This window comes from Chitinophaga sp. Ak27, assembly GCF_012726295.1.
Taxonomy (GTDB): Bacteria; Bacteroidota; Bacteroidia; order Chitinophagales; family Chitinophagaceae; genus Chitinophaga.
Genome location: NZ_JABAOB010000005.1, coordinates 255,300 through 272,502, shown reverse-complemented (window position 1 = coordinate 272,502; position 17,203 = coordinate 255,300). Strand labels below are relative to the sequence as shown.

General features: G+C 45.0%; 15 protein-coding genes. 11 read left to right on the top strand and 4 right to left on the bottom strand.

Annotation, left to right across the window (positions count from 1 at the left end; all coding sequences use genetic code 11):
* Positions 1-241: 241 nt before the first annotated feature.
* Together HGH90_RS18485 and HGH90_RS18480 are read right to left on the bottom strand one after the other, a co-directional pair.
* Positions 242-835, bottom strand: coding sequence for a DUF2911 domain-containing protein (locus HGH90_RS18485; RefSeq protein WP_247679903.1), 594 nt, complete (start codon positions 833-835; stop codon positions 242-244).
* A 91-nt stretch (positions 836-926) separates the two neighbouring features.
* Positions 927-1,523, bottom strand: a complete 597-nt coding sequence (locus tag HGH90_RS18480) for an ACP phosphodiesterase (protein ID WP_168764748.1) — start codon at positions 1,521-1,523, stop codon at positions 927-929.
* Positions 1,524-1,893: 370 nt separating this feature from the next.
* Here HGH90_RS18480 and HGH90_RS18475 point away from each other — a divergent pair, with 370 nt between their 5' ends.
* Entirely contained in the window at positions 1,894-2,346 is a 453-nt protein-coding gene (locus tag HGH90_RS18475) for a hypothetical protein (RefSeq protein WP_168764747.1), read from the top strand.
* 151 nt (positions 2,347-2,497) lie between these two features.
* On the top strand, positions 2,498-3,472 hold the full coding sequence (locus HGH90_RS18470; RefSeq protein ID WP_145662804.1) for a deoxyhypusine synthase family protein: 975 nt from the start codon (positions 2,498-2,500) through the stop codon (positions 3,470-3,472).
* A gap of 55 nt (positions 3,473-3,527) precedes the next feature.
* Here the strand turns inward: HGH90_RS18470 and hemW are convergent, their stop codons facing one another.
* Positions 3,528-4,652, bottom strand: a complete 1,125-nt coding sequence (gene hemW, locus HGH90_RS18465) for a radical SAM family heme chaperone HemW (RefSeq protein WP_169191688.1) — start codon at positions 4,650-4,652, stop codon at positions 3,528-3,530.
* Positions 4,653-4,843: 191 nt separating this feature from the next.
* On the opposite strand from hemW, the gene HGH90_RS32135 reads away from it, so the two are divergent.
* The 9 genes from HGH90_RS32135 to HGH90_RS18420 all read left to right on the top strand — a co-directional run bounded on the left by HGH90_RS32135 (position 4,844) and on the right by HGH90_RS18420 (position 15,395).
* Entirely contained in the window at positions 4,844-5,926 is a 1,083-nt protein-coding gene (locus tag HGH90_RS32135) for a DUF4271 domain-containing protein (RefSeq protein ID WP_169191687.1), read from the top strand.
* Between the two features lie 35 nt (positions 5,927-5,961).
* Positions 5,962-6,756 carry a uroporphyrinogen-III synthase gene (locus HGH90_RS18455; protein WP_145662813.1) on the top strand — a complete coding sequence of 265 codons (795 nt, stop codon included), beginning with the start codon at positions 5,962-5,964 and terminating at the stop codon, positions 6,754-6,756.
* A gap of 169 nt (positions 6,757-6,925) precedes the next feature.
* Positions 6,926-8,971: a thioredoxin domain-containing protein gene (locus HGH90_RS18450; protein ID WP_169191686.1), complete on the top strand. Its 2,046-nt coding sequence runs from the start codon at positions 6,926-6,928 to the stop codon at positions 8,969-8,971.
* 270 nt (positions 8,972-9,241) lie between these two features.
* The gene (locus HGH90_RS18445) at positions 9,242-10,525 is read left to right on the top strand and encodes an SUMF1/EgtB/PvdO family nonheme iron enzyme (protein WP_247679902.1); all 1,284 of its coding nucleotides are present in this window, start codon (positions 9,242-9,244) and stop codon (positions 10,523-10,525) included.
* 152 nt (positions 10,526-10,677) lie between these two features.
* Positions 10,678-11,415 carry a gliding motility protein GldL gene (gene gldL, locus HGH90_RS18440; RefSeq protein WP_247679901.1) on the top strand — a complete coding sequence of 246 codons (738 nt, stop codon included), beginning with the start codon at positions 10,678-10,680 and terminating at the stop codon, positions 11,413-11,415.
* 55 nt (positions 11,416-11,470) lie between these two features.
* Positions 11,471-13,009: a gliding motility protein GldM gene (gene gldM / locus HGH90_RS18435; RefSeq protein WP_168764742.1), complete on the top strand. Its 1,539-nt coding sequence runs from the start codon at positions 11,471-11,473 to the stop codon at positions 13,007-13,009.
* Between the two features lie 20 nt (positions 13,010-13,029).
* Positions 13,030-14,061 (top strand): gliding motility protein GldN, encoded by a 1,032-nt coding sequence (gldN, locus tag HGH90_RS18430; protein WP_145662826.1) that lies wholly within the window; start codon positions 13,030-13,032, stop codon positions 14,059-14,061.
* A 96-nt stretch (positions 14,062-14,157) separates the two neighbouring features.
* Positions 14,158-14,733 carry a Crp/Fnr family transcriptional regulator gene (locus HGH90_RS18425; protein ID WP_168766559.1) on the top strand — a complete coding sequence of 192 codons (576 nt, stop codon included), beginning with the start codon at positions 14,158-14,160 and terminating at the stop codon, positions 14,731-14,733.
* 65 nt (positions 14,734-14,798) lie between these two features.
* A complete protein-coding gene (locus tag HGH90_RS18420) occupies positions 14,799-15,395 on the top strand; it encodes a DinB family protein (protein WP_168766560.1) in 597 nt (198 codons plus the stop codon).
* On the opposite strand, the gene uvrC is transcribed toward HGH90_RS18420, so the two are convergent.
* Positions 15,392-17,203 (bottom strand): excinuclease ABC subunit UvrC, encoded by a 1,812-nt coding sequence (gene uvrC / locus HGH90_RS18415; RefSeq protein WP_168766561.1) that lies wholly within the window; start codon positions 17,201-17,203, stop codon positions 15,392-15,394. The two genes, HGH90_RS18420 and uvrC, sit on opposite strands and share 4 nt — an antisense overlap.

Below are 17,203 nucleotides of genomic sequence, written 5' to 3'. Positions count from 1 at the left end.
TATGATCGTATAAATTGTAACGGTTACGAACATTTTTATATCGTTCACCAATTAGCCGCCTGCACGTAAGAATAATCCGCCTACTTTCGTAATAGGTTTTTCATAGGATATGGTTAAAATTCTTAAGGCGGTATTCTTACCGCTTTTTCTTTTTAAGTAAAATGCTATTATATAAATAACTGAGGCGAAGAGAAAATATACTTTTCTCTTCGCCTCAATAGCTTTATAATCAGTGCTATACCTACTTTTTCTTCGCCGGTGTATCCGACCATTTGATAGGCAGGCTAACGCTTACTTTATCCCAGGCAATGATCAGGTTGGCGCCCGGATCGGCTTTTTCAAACACCATAGTAAAAGCCTCTACAGGAGTATCGAGTGACGCTACCGGCAGCGCGGTCCTTACAATATCTTTTTTCTGGTCGTATTTGAAAGCGCCCCATATATCCGTTTCTTTATTCAGGATGATGGTCCAGGTTTTTTCTGTGGGGATAGCATACAGGGTATACCGGCCTTTTGGAATACCTTTACCGGCAATGGTTACAGGGCGGAAAAATTCGATCTCAGTAGCTTCGTTGGCTCCCAAACGCCATATTTTACCATATTCTTCCAGGTTGCCAAAAATTTCCCTGCCCTTGGTTTGCGGCCGGCTGTAAACAACCCTGGCGACCAATGATCCTGGTTCGCCTTTTACTTTTACAACATACGGGTACATTACCGGGTAGTAGGCCATATCCATAGGGCTGGCATCGAGTGGTGGTAGTTTTTTATCCTGCGCCATGGCGTTTAGACTGAGTAAGCCTGCTGCAAAGGCAAAAAGGAGAACTTTGTTCATCATCCTGGAAAGCTTTTTTCTGTAAATGTAATGGGCGCAAACCTACCTATTTTTAAGGAATCAGAAAAGAACGTATCCGCCTTTTAACAAGCTGTTAGCGGTTTTCCATTTGTAACCAGTTTTCTGCGTGCGCCTGTAACGCAGGGAAAAATTCTTCATAACACATTTTCAACGCGTTATAATGTTCCATGAAAACAGCAAATACCATATTCCCGTCTGCTTGCAAATATTTTGCCCGCTGTGCTACTCCCCTGGTGGCACGGGCAATCCCGTCGGTAGTATGGTAGTTATACAGCCAGTTATAGGTTTGCATATGATCAAACATCCGGAGAAACGACGGTGGTAGAATGGCAGCCTGCCGGTTAACTTCACTATAAACGTAACGTGCAAACGAATACAGGTCATCATTACTGAAACGCCTGGTATCATTGGCCAGGAAGTGATCGTATACGATATCAGTAAACACGCCACTATATAGCCCGCAGGAGGGTCGGAAAAAAAGTTTAGCCTTGCCTGTTACCGGGTGTTGGTCCGTAAATGTGTCAATCGCCCGGTGTAACCGGATACCCTGCTGTATGTCTGCCGGGAAAGCCGATAAGTGTTTATGACCTTTTACAAAATCAGCAATAAGATTACCGGTAATCAGCCCAGGTTGCCGGAAAGATAGATAAGCGTGAGCCAGGTGGTTCATAAAAGCAAGGTACGCATTTATACCCAATAGGGCGAAATGCGAAGAGGCCTGGACCTCAACGGGTTAGAATTCCCGGACTTTATTTCTAAAAGTCATTTGTTAACAGAGATCTTATCCATTTTAACACTTTCTTAACTCGGCGCCATGCAACATTGGCAAGTTGGCACCAACAGACATGCTATGGCTGGTCTGAATTGCCGGGTGTTCACCACCGGTCAGGCGGACGTCCATAAGCGGATAGCCCAACTAATCTAGTGCCTCCACCAGTAAAGTATACCTTGACCACTGGCCACTTCCCGGTGTAGCTTTGACTCATCAAATCAAAAACATCAAAAACGAAAAATCACTAACAACATAAAATTTTTCCGCCATGAAAAAGATTATCCTCCTCGTTGGTGCTGCCCTGTTACTGAGTGCAAATGTACTTTTGGCCGCACCTTATGAAACAACTGTTAATAACAAGATTAACAGCGCATTTAATGAAGCATTTACCGGCGCCACCGATGTAAAATGGTACACGGAAGATAACAGGACCTACACCGCAAAGTTTACGCTGAGTAATACCAAGGTAACTGCCTTTTATAAGGAAGATGGCTCCCTGATGGCTACTTCCCGCTACCTGCAGGCTGATCAGCTGCCGCTGAAAGTGTCTGCCCGGTTAAACAAAAAGTTCCCTGGCAACAGCATCTATTGCGTAGTAGAATATACCGCAGAAGATAGCGTAATTTACTTTGTCACCCTGGAAAACAGCGATACCTGGACCGTCGTTAAAACTGACCAGGACGCCAATTTCAAAATACAAAGCCGTCTGAAAAAAGCTTAGTTTTAGTAGTGTTAAAAATACAGGGCCCGTCGCTTTTGCGATGGGCTTTTTTGTTTTATGCACAGTACCCATCCCCTTCAAAAATTATCTTAACTTTGCCCCCTGTTAAGGCTTATTAGCCAGACTGTTAATGTATAAACGATTAAATGACATGAACAAGGGACCCGTTTCTCAATTTATCCAGCACCATTACCGCCACTTTAATGCCGCTGCATTGGTGGATGCTGCCAAGGGATATGAAACACATTTACTGGAAGGTGGTAAAATGATGGTGACATTGGCCGGTGCCATGAGTACGGCTGAACTGGGCATTTCTTTCGCTGAAATGATCCGTCAGGGTAAAGTAGATATCATCTCCTGCACCGGTGCAAACCTGGAAGAAGATATCATGAACCTGGTAGCACATACACACTATAAAAGAGTTCCCAACTACCGCGACCTGAGCCCCCAGGAAGAATGGGACCTGCTGGAACAAGGCTTTAACCGCGTTACAGATACCTGTATCCCCGAAGAGGAAGCTTTCCGCCGCATCCAGAAACATATCTATAAAATCTGGAAAGAAGCAGAAGAAAAGGGCGAACGTTACTTCCCGCACGAATTTATGTACAAGCTGCTGTTGAGTGGTGTAATGAAGGAACATTACGAAATCGATCCTAAGAATAGCTGGATGATTGCCGCCGCAGAAAGAAATATTCCTATCATAGTTCCAGGATGGGAAGACAGCACCATGGGTAATATTTTTGCTTCCTACTGCATTAAGGGTGACCTGAAAACGTCTACCATGAAGAGCGGTATCGAATACATGATTTTCTTGTCTGAGTGGTACCGCGCTAATTCCGCTGGTAAAGGTGTAGGTTTCTTCCAGATTGGTGGTGGTATTGCAGGTGATTTCCCCATCTGCGTAGTACCTATGATGTACCAGGATCTGGAGTGGACAGATGTACCTTTCTGGAGCTATTTCTGCCAGATCTCAGACTCTACTACTTCTTACGGCTCCTACTCCGGTGCGGTGCCTAACGAAAAAATTACCTGGGGTAAGCTTGATATTCACACACCTAAGTTTATCGTAGAATCAGATGCTACCATCGTAGCACCGTTGATATTTGCCTATATCCTGGGTTGGTAACTCGGGGTGATGATAAAAGTTGCACGCAGCGGGAAGCTTATTCCCGCTGCTTTTTTTATATAAACAGATCTCCTGCGATACCGTCAGCAAATAACCTTCCCGCCTTGGTTAAGCGCAGCGTATCCCCTATCCGCTCCATACGGCCTATTGCAATAAAGGATTGACTATTGGTGATTAAATGATTGACCAGGTCGGCACCGAATTTTTCGGCCACCCATTCCAGGTGGCAGCCGGCAGATGTGCGGAGGGCCGTCATAATGTATTCGTTGAACTGCATGGAGGTGGAGAGCGATTCCATTTCAAAAGGCACTTTACCGGCAGCAATACTTTTTATATACAGGGCATTGTTGGCGATGTTCCATTGCCGGGATATGCCGTTGAACGAATGGGCTGACGGGCCCAAGCCCAGGTACGATTTCCCCTGCCAGTAGCTGCTGTTGTGGCGGGAGTGCCATCCGGGCAAGGCAAAATTGGAAATTTCATAATGTTCATACCCTGCTGCCTCCAGCCATTGCATCAACATTTCAAAGTGACGGGCTGCTTTATCAGGGTCTGTGGGCGCCATTTTTTTCTTTTTGATAAAATGGTCCAGGGCAGTTCCTGGTTCTACGGTGAGCGCATAGCAGGATAAGTGGGGAATACCCAGCGCAATAGCCTGTTGTACGTTTTGCTCCCATCCCTCATCGCCAAGAGTAGGCCCTCCATAAATGAGGTCAATGGTAAGGTTCTCAAATCCTATTTCCCGCGCCAGCCGTATGCAATCCTGCGCCTGTTGGCTGTTGTGGGCGCGGTTCATCCACACCAGGTCAGCCTCATGAAAAGATTGTATGCCTATACTGAGCCGGTTAATCCCTATCTCCTTCAGCATGGTCAGCTTGTTGGCAGTAAGATCATCGGGGTTGGCCTCCAGCGTTATTTCTGCATCGGCGGCTACAGGGAAAGTGGCGCGTAGTTTTGCCAGCAGCGCTTGTAGCTGAACAGCATCCAGCAGGCTGGGAGTTCCGCCGCCAAAATAAATCGTGTGCACCGGCTCCTGGCCCAGGTAGTCTTTTTGCAGGCTGATTTCCTCCAGCAAACTATTTACCATGGCTTCCTTTCCCGACAGAACGGTGGAAAAATGGAAGTTGCAGTAGTAACAAGCCTGTTTACAAAAAGGTATATGTAAATAAATTCCCGACATGTATGTTTTAATGGTCTGCCATTGCCGTTTCACGGGTCAACTATGGACTATTTTAATATCTTTGCAGCGACAAAATTACGTTTCAGTTTTGTTTTGTGAACAGGACAGTGTTAATTGCCGTTGAATCTTCCGGGAGAACGGAACGTTATTGTTGAAAAACCGATTTAAAGTCATTGCAAAATATTTTCCTGGTGCGAAACTGGTTATTGCTGCTATTCATTTTCAGTTATTTGCCGACACTGGCACAAACAACAGATTCCGCTGCTGTAAAGCCGGTAATAAAGAAAAAACCAGTGGTGAGCCATACGATGGGCGATTCTTTGCGCCCGAAAGTGCGTACAGCACCGCTGAAAAAAGATTCCGCACATGTAGTGTGGGTGAAGAGAGATAGCACAAAAGCGGTTTTACCGGTGGTTGCACGTCAGAAGAACGATTCTACCCGTTTACCTGCCGACACGGCGGGGCATAAAACCGATAGCGTGGCAGTGGCCGCTGTTCCCAAAGTTAAGCCGGTATCCGACTATGATCGTTATATGAAACAGCTGGCGCAGGAGAATATCTTCCTGAAGCCTGGTAAACCAAGGTTTGTAGACACTAATCCTTTGCGCCCCTACCGCGATATGGACTGGCTGATTTATCTGATGGCAGGCATCCTGCTGGTACTGAGTATTGTACGGCTGGCCTATCGGAAATATTTTTCTGATCTTTTCCGGGCTTTCCTGAACCCAACGTTGAGCCAGCGTCAGTTGAAAGACCAGCTGTCGCAGTCGCCGTTCCCTAATTTCCTGCTGAATATATTTTTTGCTATCGTATTGGGGGTATATTTCTACCTGGTATTATACCGACAACAGGTATTTCCGCAAGCTCAGCCCTGGCTACTGATTCCAGCCCTGATTTTGCTGGTGGCAGTGGTATATGGGTTTAAATATGTTATGCTGCGGTTTTGTGGTTGGTTGTTTGGTAATAGCGAGCTGGCTGATGCTTACATTTTCATTTTATACCTGATTAATAAGATTCTGGGCGTGTTGCTGGTGCCGTTTTTGGTTATAATTGCTTTCTGTAAGCCGGAATTAGCCCGTACTTTCCTTTATATATCGTTATTTTTTATAGTATTACTGGTTATATACAGGTATATTAGATCTTATTCATTGGTTAAGCAGTACCTATCCTTCAGTAAATTGCATTTTTTTCTTTACCTTTGCACATTCGAAGTAGCGCCTGTTTTAATATTAACCAAGGTGCTGCAGAATATCTGGTTAACTGGTAATCCCTGATTATCGCCTATTGTTAACACAAGAGAAAAAAACGTATGATAAAAGGCGGGCCAAAAAAAGATTTGCAAGGTAAACAAATTCAGTCAATCCTAATTTCTCAACCTAAGCCTGAAACTGAAAAGTCACCCTACTTTGATCTGGCCAAGAAGTTCAATGTTAAGTTGGATTTTTTCCCGTTCATTAGGGTGGAAGGTTTGCCAGCGAAGGAGTTCAGAAAACAGAAAATCGACATTCTTAGCTACACGGCAGTGATTTTTACGAGTCGTAATTCGGTTGACCACTTTTTCCGTATCTGTGAAGAAATGAAGATTAAAGTGTCGCAGGACTGCAAGTACTTTTGCATTACAGAAGCTGTAGCGTTGTATCTGCAGAAATTCATTCTTTATCGTAAACGGAAGGTATTTTATGGAGCGGATGGATCAACGAAAGGGGTGCTGGAAGTAATGAACAAGCACCGCGACAATGAGAAATTCCTTTTTCCCAGTTCCGACAGTCAGAAGAAGGATATTGAAGAATGGTTAAAAGCCAATAAGTGTGAATATGCCACGGCTACCCTTTACAAAACAGTGTCTACAGATGTAAAGGAAGTATTGGCCGCCACAGCTTACGATATGATTGTGTTTTTCAGCCCATCAGGTGTAAAATCACTTTTTGAAAATATGCCGGAGTTTGAGCAGAACGGTACTCATATCGGGGCTTTCGGTCCTACGACATCCGCAGCCGTGGAAGAAGCAGGATTAAGGCTGGATGTAAAAGCCCCGCTTCCGCAGGCGCCTTCCATGGCAGCCGCACTGGAACAGTATCTGACCACATTGGCAGCAAAGAAATAAACAGTTTCTGTCTATAGAAATTTAGCAGGGATGGCATTATGCCATCCCTGTTTTTTTGCTGCGATATTTTCTCAGCAGAACAGCGGGAAAAATATTTCTTTGTAATCCTGAAAAAATAAATTTCTTTGTAGCGTAATATTTTATCAATCATTATTGCTTAGCGGAATCCATGAACAAGCTGATCAGTGAATCAAGCCCTTACTTGCTACAGCATGCACATAATCCTGTAAACTGGTATCCCTGGGGAGACGAAGCCCTGGAACGCGCTTTACGGGAGGATAAGCCGATACTGGTTAGCATCGGTTATGCTGCTTGTCACTGGTGTCATGTAATGGAGCGGGAAAGTTTTGAGCATGAAGCTACCGCAGCTATCATGAACGAACATTTCATCAATATAAAAATTGACAGGGAAGAAAGGCCCGACCTGGATCATATTTATATGGATGCTGTGCAGGCCATGACCGGCGCCGGTGGTTGGCCGCTCAATGTTTTTCTTACACCCGAAAAAAAACCTTTTTATGGGGGGACTTATTTCCCTCCTGTGAAGGCGTATAACCGGCCTTCCTGGACGGATGTGCTCCTGTCGTTGCATGACGCATTTGTAAATAAGCGTGCAGATATTGAAACCCAGGCCGATAACCTGGTGCAGCATATTCACCAATCGGCCCAATTTGGTCTGCCATCTTCGCTGGATGTGCATATTCCAAGGGAAGAACTATTTACCAGGGCCCAATGCGATACTATTTGTGAGAACATACTACGGCAGTCCGATACTACCTGGGGTGGCTTTGGGCGGGCGCCTAAATTCCCGCAAACCTTTACAATAGGGTACCTGCTACGGTATCATCATACCTGGGAACACCCGGCAGCACTGCAACATGCCTTGTTATCGCTGGATAAGATGTTGCAGGGAGGCCTGTATGATCAGCTGGGTGGCGGCTTTGCCCGTTATTCTACTGATGAGAAATGGCTGGCGCCCCATTTCGAAAAGATGCTATACGACAATGCGTTATTACTCGATGTGCTTTGTGATGCTTACCAGTTAACCCGCAGTGAAATATACGCCCAAACCATCCAGGATACCATGGGATTTATTACCCGGGAGATGACTGCTCCGGAAGGTGGCTTTTATGCCGCGCTGGATGCGGATTCTGAGGGAGTGGAAGGCAAGTTTTATGTTTGGAGCAAAGCCGAAATTCATCATGTGCTGGGTGAGCAGGCAAAGGTGTTCTGCGACTACTACGACGTAACAGAGGAGGGAAATTGGGAAGAAAAGAACATTTTATGGGTACGGCAGCCATTGGCGGCATTTGCTGCAGCGCATGGCTATGCCCCGCCTATCCTGGCGGCCATGCTGAAAGGTTGCCGTGAAAAGCTGATGGCGGTGCGGGCCAACCGGGTAAGACCTGGCCTGGACGATAAGATCCTCCTGGGATGGAATGCTATGATGGCCCATGCCTGTTGCAAAGCATATACAGCACTGGGATTAGAAGAATACCGGGAGATGGCGGTACGGAATATGGACTTTTGTTTATTCCATTTCCGTGAAACGGCTTCCGGACAGGCCTTTTTGCATACCTGGAAAAATAACGAGGCAAAATATCCTGCCTTTCTCGACGACTATGCCTGCCTGATACGGGCATTGATAGCCTTGCAGGAAGTGACCGGGGAGCTGAATTATCTCTACCAGGCAAAGAATATCACCGAATTTGTAGTAAAGCACTTTAGCGATGAAGCTGGGCATTTTTTCTACTATACCATTGCCGGGCAAAACGACGTGATTGTACGAAAAAAGGAGATATATGACGGCGCAGTACCTAGTGGAAATGCTATTATGATGCAGAACCTTTGGTATCTTTCCGTTGTTTTTGATGAACGGCCCTGGGCCGACCGCTGTGTTGCAGCAGTTTCTGGGCTGGCGCAAACAGTGGTACGGTATCCTACCTCCTTTGGTGTATGGGCAAGCCAGTTATTACAGTTTGTAAAGGGCACCCCGGAACTGGCAATTGTCGGTAAAGATTTTAAAGAAAGGATGAAAGAAGCTGGAAAATGGTTTATCCCTTACCGGATTTTGATAGGAGCTGAAAAAAATATTCCAGAGATGCCTCTTTTAGCCGATCGGCTAAAGGAAAACGAAACTTTAGTGTATTTATGTAAAGATTATCATTGCATTAAGCCGGTTACTTATATAGAAGAAATTATTAATTTAATATAATAATTATGTAACTTGCCTTCTGTAAGGGAGAGGCTTGATTCAATAAATGTTATTACGTTTATATAATAAAATGTTAAAAGCAACGTTTAAACTAGTTACAGAACGGTTCTGAGTGGAATTGAAAAAGTTGGATAAAAAGTCACTACGGATTAAAATTAATTATTACATTTGCTATCTTTCATATAAACAAAGCGGGTGAAATATGAGAAATGTGTTCCCTTGTATACAGGCAAATCGCACCAGGCTGGTTAATAGAAAAAACATATTCTGATGAAAGCTACCCTTATGAAGCTTAACTATGTAAAAGGTCTGTTGGCGGTTTTGCTGGTTTCCCTGCTGGCCAGCTGTGGCGGTAGTAAAACCCCTAAAAATGCGCAAGGTCAATTGATTGGCGTAAGCCCAAGACCGAAGTACACTCCCCCTGTACCTTATGGGATGGTATACGTACCAGCCGGAACGTTCCACATGGGTCCCAGTGATGAGGATGTAAACTATGCGTACACGGCGCGTAATAAGTCAATTTCCATTTCTGGCTTCTATATGGATGCCACGGAAATTACCAATAACGAGTATCGCCAGTTTGTACAGTGGGTAACAGACTCCATTGCGCACATCCTGTTAGGACATGTGAAATCTGATGATGGACATGATATCATCGACTGGAAACAGAAGATTAGCTGGAAAGACAAAGGTACCGTTGAAAAGCTGGATGCAATGATCTATTCTGAGGCAGACCGCTTATACGGCCGTAAAGATATCGACGTAGGTAAACTGATCTATCACCAGGAAACTTTCAACTGGGACAAAGCCAAGTTGAGGGAAAACGCGGGTAAACCACGTTCTACCTTTATCGTTAAAAAAGATGTACCCATCTATCCCGACACACTTTGCTGGATCAGGGATTTCTCTTATGCCTACAACGAGCCAATGACCCGTATGTACTTCTGGCACCCGGCATTTGACAACTACCCGGTAGTAGGTGTAAACTGGCATCAGGCCACAGCTTTCTGCGAATGGAGAAGTAAATTTTGGGAAGACTACCGTGCAAGCAAAAAACTGTTTACGGAGGATAAATTCCAGCTGCCATCTGAAGCGCAGTGGGAATACGCCGCCCGTGGCGGTAGAGAACAAACACCTTACCCATGGGGTGGTTATTATATCCGCAATAAGAAAGGATGTTTACTGGCCAACTTCAAACCTGGTCGTGGTAACTATCCGGAAGATGGTGGATTTTACACCGTTCGCGCAGATGCTTACTGGCCTAACGATTACGGATTGTATAACATGGCTGGTAACGTAGCTGAATGGACTGCCGATATCTTCTATGAAAATGCCTACTCCTTTACTTCCGATATGAACCCGTATTTGAGAATGGATGTACCAGATGATGCGCCATTAAAAATGAAGCGTAAAGCTATCAGAGGCGGGTCATGGAAAGATGTAGGATATTTCCTCCAGACAGGAACCCGGACATATGAATACCAGGACAGTGCTAAATCATACGTTGGTTTCAGATGTACCATTGCCCTGAGCAGAAGAGCCAAACACAGATAGAGTAGAATCATTTTGAATAATAGCCTGTATTTATAACTGCCAAAGAAACCTTTTGTATTATGTACACTATTATCAGCAAATCAGTGAGAATTAACTATTCCATACAGACTTTAACTATTAACACTTTAACCAGTAAATTTTAACCTATGGCTATGAATCCTAACAAAGCTAAATGGCTGAACTTTTTCGTATGTATTGCGGCTTCCGTGGTAATTATCGGAGCGTTATTTAAACTGCAACACTGGCGGGGTGCCGACATCGCTTTGATCTTAGGTCTGAGCACTGAGGCGCTTATCTTCTTCGTATACGCCTTTGTACCCGATTCCGGTGCTTCTCACGAAGGACAAGTAGTAGCAGTAGCTGGCAGCCCGGCAGTAGCTGGCCTGGACAAAATGCTCCAGGAAGCTGACATCACTCCTGCAAACCTGCAACGCCTGAGCGAAAACTTCCAGAAGCTGGGAACCACCGTTGACAAAATGAGAGACATCAGCGATGTAGTAGCTGCTACCGGCGACTACACACAGAAAACAAGAGAAGCTGCCAGCGCTATTGGTAATGTAGCCAACGCTTACACTACTGCCGCTGCTGCTGTATCTTCTTTCAACAGTGCTTCTGAATCAACAAAAGAATTCCATGTACAGATGCAGGGTATGACCAAAAACCTGGCTTCTTTGAACACCATCTACGAACTGGAATTACAGGACACTAACAACCACCTGAAAGCGATGAACAAATTCTACAGCAATCTGCACAATGCATCTGTTGCTATGAGCGGCAGCATTGACGATGCTAAGAAAACACAGGAACAAATTTCCCAGCTCGCTAAAAACCTCAGCAACCTGAACTCCATTTATGGAAACATGTTGAGCGCTATGAACGGTGGAAGATAAGGTACGGCTAATAGTTTCTGAATTAACACATATCAATTAAATCTGAAAACAAACTATGGCACTACCTAAAGATCCTAGGCAGAAGATGATCAACATCATGTACCTGGTCTTGACGGCCATGCTCGCGTTGAACGTCTCTGCTGAAATATTGAACGCTTTTAGTATCGTAAATAATTCAATCAATACCTCTAATAAATCCTTAGCAGATAAAAACAATCTCATTTATTCGCAATTTGACGCTCAAATGAAGGACAACGCTGAAAAAACAGCTCCCTTCAGAGCCAAAGCGCAACAAGTGAAAAGTTTATCTGCCAGCATGTACGACTATGTAGAGTCTTTAAAGAAAACCATCATCGATGAAAGTGGTGGCCTGGACGAACATGGCGAAATCAAGGATAAAGCTGGTTTGGACGCCCCTACCAGGGTGATGGAGAATATGAAGAAAGGTCCGGAACTGGAAGCTAAGCTGAAAGACCTTCGCGAAAAATTACTTTCTTTCGTAGATCCTAAAAAAAGAGATCAGTTCAATAAAACTTTACCACTGAGAATTGAAGTAGGTAAATCGACAGATGAACATGGCGGTGGTACCAAATCATGGACTACCTATCACTTCAACATGGTGCCTACTATCGCAGCTGTTACCATCCTGGGTAAATTCCAGAATGATATCAAAAACTCCGAGTCTGCCATCATCGATGATCTGTATCGCCAGATCGATGCAGCTTCATTTAAATTCGATAAAGTAAGACCATTCATCTCCCTGAATTCCAAAAATCTGATGGAGGGTCAAACCTTAACTGCCAACATCGCAGTAGGTGCTTACAGCACTACGGTAAATCCAACTATCGTTGTAAACGGCCAGTCCGTTGAAGCAAAAGATGGTTTAGGAACTTTTACTGCAGTTGCTGCCGGCATTGGCGAAAAAACTATCTCCGGTACTATTACCTTACCTAGCCCAACTGGTGGCGCTCCTGAATCCTATCCCTTTACAGAAACTTATAATGTAGGAGCTTCTTCTACTTCTATTTCCGCAGATAAAATGAACGTGCTGTATATCGGGCTGCAGAACCCAATCTCGATTTCTGCTGCTGGTGTACCTGCTGAACAGGTATCTGCCTCTATTACCGGTGGTAATATGACTAAACGCGGTTCAGGCGAATATATCGTAACGGTAAGCCAGCCAGGTAAAGCAGTAATTAATGTAGTGGCTAACATCGATGGTAAAACCAAATCACTCGGTCAGAAAGAATTTCGTGTAAAACGTGTTCCTGATCCGGTACTGAAAGTTGGTGTTAACAAAGGTGGTTCCATGAAAGCAGCCGACTTTAAAGTACAGGGTGGTTTGCGTGCAGACCTGGAAGATTTCGAATTTGAAGGCGTAAAATATGAAGTAGTCGGTTACCGCGTAGGTATCTCTGCCAAAGGTAAAGAATACCAGGAAGGTGATGCTACTTCTGCTTACTTCCCCGGCAGCGTAACGGCTTCTATCCGTGCACTGCGCCCAGGTGATGAAGTATATTTTGAAAACGTGAAAGTGAAAGGCCCGGACAATGTTGTTCGTTCTATGCCGAGCACAATATTTAAATTAAACTAACGGTCATTAATTACTGAATTATGCGAGCAGTAATATTTAACAGAATTGGTTGGTGCACTCTTTTGCTGGTGATGCTGGCAACAGCTGCTGATGCGCAACGCCGTGGTGGTACAACCCGCCGCAGAACCGCTACTACGGGGACTGCTACTACACCCGATGCATCCGTGGTAAACCCGGCTACTGGAAATGCCGTGACACCTCCCCCTGCTCCCGCTGCACCTGCTTCTCAACGCCCGGACGGTATCACTGCCCCCGTGGTAGACACCCCACGCAAATCACTGCGCGTTGATGGCGTAGTGGAAAGAAACCTGGCCAGAGAACGTACACCGATTGCCTATGACTACATCCGCGAGGATGATCGTTTCTGGGAAAAACGTGTATGGCAGGTAATCGATATCAGGGAAAAAATAAACCTCCCCTTCCAATACAATGTGGAAGATGAGTCTGGTGTAAACCAACTGTTTATTAATATTCTGCTCGAAGCCATCAAGAATAAAGAGGTGGAAGCTTTCAGCCCTATCGACGACCGTTTTACTACCGTAATGCCCTACTCTGAGATCCAAAATAAACTCAGCGGTGAAGAAAGAACTGTACGCAGTATAGATCCGGTAACCGGCGAAGAAAAAATGGTGACTACCCGCGATGACTTTGATCCCCGTACTATTAAACAGTACAAAATCAAAGAAGTATGGGTATTCGACAAAGAAGCTTCTGCCCTGAAAGTTCGCATACTGGGTATTGCTCCAATGGTATCCCGTATTAATGAAGATGGTAGCATACGCGCCTCCATCCCCTTATTCTGGGTATATTATCCCGATTGCCGCGGTATACTGGCTAAACATGACGTGTATAACCAGAACAACGATGCCGCCACTATCAGTTGGGAAGACCTTTTCGAAATGCGCTTCTTCGGTAGCTACATCGTGAAGGAAAATAATACCTACAACCGCGAGATCAAGGATTATATTAAAGACGGTGTAATGCGCCTCCTGGAAGGCCAGGCCATTAAAGACCGTATCTTTAATAAAGAACAGGACCTCTGGCAGTATTAAACCTATTAAAACAATAAAAGCAAATGACCTAAGCGCCTGCTTAGGTCATTTGCTTTTATTACTTCCTGCTTTGCCCGCTTTTCCCTATCTTTCCGTATGTCGCTCGAATTACTCCGTAAACTCGCTAATAGCATGATGCCTCTTCCCAATCATGAATGGGAAGCGCTGGCAGCTTGCTGGCACCCGGTACAGTTTAAGCGCAAAGAAGTTATTACCGTAGCCGGTGAAGTGGAAAAATACCTCTATTTTGTAAATGCCGGCGTACAGCGACTTTTCTGCCTGGAAGGCGATAAAGAAGCTACCCTCCTTTTTACCTACACCGGGTCGTTTTCTGGTATCATGGATTCGTTTCAGCTGCAACAACCCTCTTCTGCATACCTGGAAACACTCACCGCCAGCGATATGCTCCGGATGAGTTATACCGATTTTGACCGGCTTACCCTGCAATATCCTACCATTGAAAGATGGGTACGACTCGGAACGGTAGCCGCACTATCCGGCCTGCTGGAAAGACACAAAGAGCTCCTGTCTTTTACAGCGGAACAAAAATTCAGAAAGCTGCTTACACGCAGTCCACATGTGTTACAGCTGATACCACATAAATACCTGGCCTCCTACCTGGGTATAGATCCTGCTACTTTCAGCAAACTGCTGGGGACCGTGAAATTATAAAATGTTGATCTGCACCAAGATTTTCTAACACCGGCCGTACTACTTTTGAGATAAATATTACTGTCATGCCGCCTATCAACAGCATCGAATTATTACAAGGCCTGCGTAAGCAAACCGTAGCTACCCAATATAAAGTAGAGAATTACTTTGGTGGAAAAACAGCTGCTCTTTTACAACAGTCCCCTATGCCCGGCAAATGGAGCGCTATACAGTGCCTGGAGCACCTGAATACCTATGGCCGGTATTATCTCCCGCAACTGGAACAGGCGATTGCTGCCGCCGAAAAGCAACATAGCCAGCCAGAGCGGCTGTTTCGCAGTAGTTGGTTAGGTGCCAGGTTTACCCGCCTGATGCAACCGAAGGAAGATGGACAGCTCCGCTCCCGTATGAAATCGCCCAAAGGCCATCTACCAACTATACAACCAGATGTGGCAACTGTTATACAGGAATTCGTACAACAGCAGGAACTTACCGAATCATTGCTGCTACGGGCAGAAAAGATAAATATCCGGCAATATAAAGTGCCGACTTCCCTGTCGCGATTTATTAAACTATCGGTAGGCGATACTTTCGGGTTCCTGATCGCGCATATCCAGCGGCATGTATTGCAGGCGGAAATGGCCATGGCCGTTGGCCCGCAATTAACGGCACAAAATGTTTAGCCGTTAGCGTGATGGAAATGATTCCAGATGAGCTTTGCTTTGGCCGCCCCTACTTCTTTAGCCAGATCTTCTTCAGATAGTAGTTTTACTTTAGCCACCGACCGGAAGGTTTTCAACAGTTGGGTAGCGGTGTTTTCCCCGATGCCCTTAATGCTTTCCAATTCATTTTTGAAAGTACCCTTACTGCGCTTCTGCCGGTGAAAAGTGATACCAAAGCGGTGTACTTCATCACGCACCCGGCGTATCAGTTTCAGGCTTTCGCTGTTGTAGGGCAGCTTAATACTTTGAGAATCACCGGGGAAAAATATTTCTTCTTCATTTTTGGCCAGTCCCACAACGGTCATACTACCAATCAGGTTTAGCTCGCGAATACTTTCCATAGCAGAACCCAGCTGACCTTTACCGCCATCGATAATCACCAGTTGAGGAAGTGGTTGCCCTTCTGCCAGTAGCCGGTTATATCTCCGGAAAACAATTTCTTTCATCGATGCAAAGTCGTTGATACCTTCTACTGTTTTGATGTTAAAATGCCGGTAATCCTTCTTGGATGCCACGCCATCCTTAAATACCACACAGGCAGCAACAGGATAGCTACCCTGGAAGTTGGAGTTATCGAAACACTCAATATGTTCCGGAAGTGCTGGTAATTCAAGATCGGCCTGCAGCTGGTATAATACCTGCTTTCTCTCCATATCAGATTTGCCTTCCAGGTGCAGGATCTTTTTGCGGTATAACTCGTCTTTGAAATAATTAACGTTCTTCTCAGACAACTCCAGCAATTTCTTTTTGTCGCCCCCCTTGGGAACAGTAATAGTGATATTGCTTTCGGGGTATTCTAACGGAAACGGTACTACGATTTCTGTATTAATGCTTTTAAATACTTCCCGGAGATAGGCGATGGCGTATGCCAGCACTTCTTCATCACTTTCTTCAAGTTGCTTCTCCAGGGTAACGGTTTTAGTGTCGGCAATAGTGCCATTGAGGATACGAAGGTAATTGACATAAGCATGGTTACCTTCGCTGAGAATAGAAAACACATCCACATTGCCCATACGGGTATTTACAATAGTGGATTTGGCAGAGTAGGTTTCCAGGCTCTCTATTTTCTTACGCATGATTTCTGCCTTTTCAAATTCCATCCTGGCCACATGGTCCATCATCTGTTCTTTAAAGAGGTTTACCACCGGCGTAAGGTTTCCTTTTAAAACGTTCTTCACCTGTTGCAGCCCTTCCCGATAGTCTTCCTGCGTTTGCAATCCTTCGCAAGGGCCTTTACAGTTGCCCAGGTGGTATTCCAGGCATACTTTAAATTTGCCTTTCCGGATATTTTCTTCCGACAAGTTCAGGTTACAGGTCCGTAACGGGATGTTGTATTTGATGACGTCCAGTATTTCACGCACCCGGCCCACAGAAGTAAAGGGACCCAGATAGTCTGAGCCATCTTTAATAACGTTACGGGTGAAAAATACCCGGGGAAAAGACTCATGTTTAATAACAATGTAAGGGTAGGTTTTATCGTCCTTTAAATTGATATTGTACTTGGGCCTGAATTGTTTGATGAGTGAATTTTCCAGCAGGAAGGCATCCTGCTCAGAGTCTACAATGGTAAACTCGATGTGGTGGATATGCTCCACCAGTTTACGGGTTTTATAATTGTCGTGGTTCTTTACAAAATAAGAACTCACCCTTTTACGTAAACTTTTGGCCTTCCCAACATAAAGCAGGGTGCCGGCCTCATCATAGTATTTATAAATACCGGCATTGCCGGGAATTGTATGCGATATTTTCTGAAATTCCGCTGCTGTCAT

What these genes read in the sequence shown, in the direction of transcription:
- HGH90_RS18485 (WP_247679903.1), bottom strand. Translation starts at nt 835, where the DNA reads ATGATGAACAAAGTTCTCCTTTTTGCCTTTGCAGCAGGCTTACTCAGT.
- HGH90_RS18480 (WP_168764748.1), bottom strand. Translation starts at nt 1,523, where the DNA reads ATGAACCACCTGGCTCACGCTTATCTATCTTTCCGGCAACCTGGGCTG.
- HGH90_RS18475 (WP_168764747.1), top strand. Translation starts at nt 1,894, where the DNA reads ATGAAAAAGATTATCCTCCTCGTTGGTGCTGCCCTGTTACTGAGTGCA.
- HGH90_RS18470 (WP_145662804.1), top strand. Translation starts at nt 2,498, where the DNA reads ATGAACAAGGGACCCGTTTCTCAATTTATCCAGCACCATTACCGCCAC.
- hemW (WP_169191688.1), bottom strand. Translation starts at nt 4,652, where the DNA reads ATGTCGGGAATTTATTTACATATACCTTTTTGTAAACAGGCTTGTTAC.
- HGH90_RS18455 (WP_145662813.1), top strand. Translation starts at nt 5,962, where the DNA reads ATGATAAAAGGCGGGCCAAAAAAAGATTTGCAAGGTAAACAAATTCAG.
- HGH90_RS18450 (WP_169191686.1), top strand. Translation starts at nt 6,926, where the DNA reads ATGAACAAGCTGATCAGTGAATCAAGCCCTTACTTGCTACAGCATGCA.
- HGH90_RS18445 (WP_247679902.1), top strand. Translation starts at nt 9,242, where the DNA reads ATGAAAGCTACCCTTATGAAGCTTAACTATGTAAAAGGTCTGTTGGCG.
- gldL (WP_247679901.1), top strand. Translation starts at nt 10,678, where the DNA reads ATGAATCCTAACAAAGCTAAATGGCTGAACTTTTTCGTATGTATTGCG.
- gldM (WP_168764742.1), top strand. Translation starts at nt 11,471, where the DNA reads ATGGCACTACCTAAAGATCCTAGGCAGAAGATGATCAACATCATGTAC.
- gldN (WP_145662826.1), top strand. Translation starts at nt 13,030, where the DNA reads ATGCGAGCAGTAATATTTAACAGAATTGGTTGGTGCACTCTTTTGCTG.
- HGH90_RS18425 (WP_168766559.1), top strand. Translation starts at nt 14,158, where the DNA reads ATGTCGCTCGAATTACTCCGTAAACTCGCTAATAGCATGATGCCTCTT.
- HGH90_RS18420 (WP_168766560.1), top strand. Translation starts at nt 14,799, where the DNA reads ATGCCGCCTATCAACAGCATCGAATTATTACAAGGCCTGCGTAAGCAA.
- uvrC (WP_168766561.1), bottom strand. Translation starts at nt 17,203, where the DNA reads ATGACAGCAGCGGAATTTCAGAAAATATCGCATACAATTCCCGGCAAT.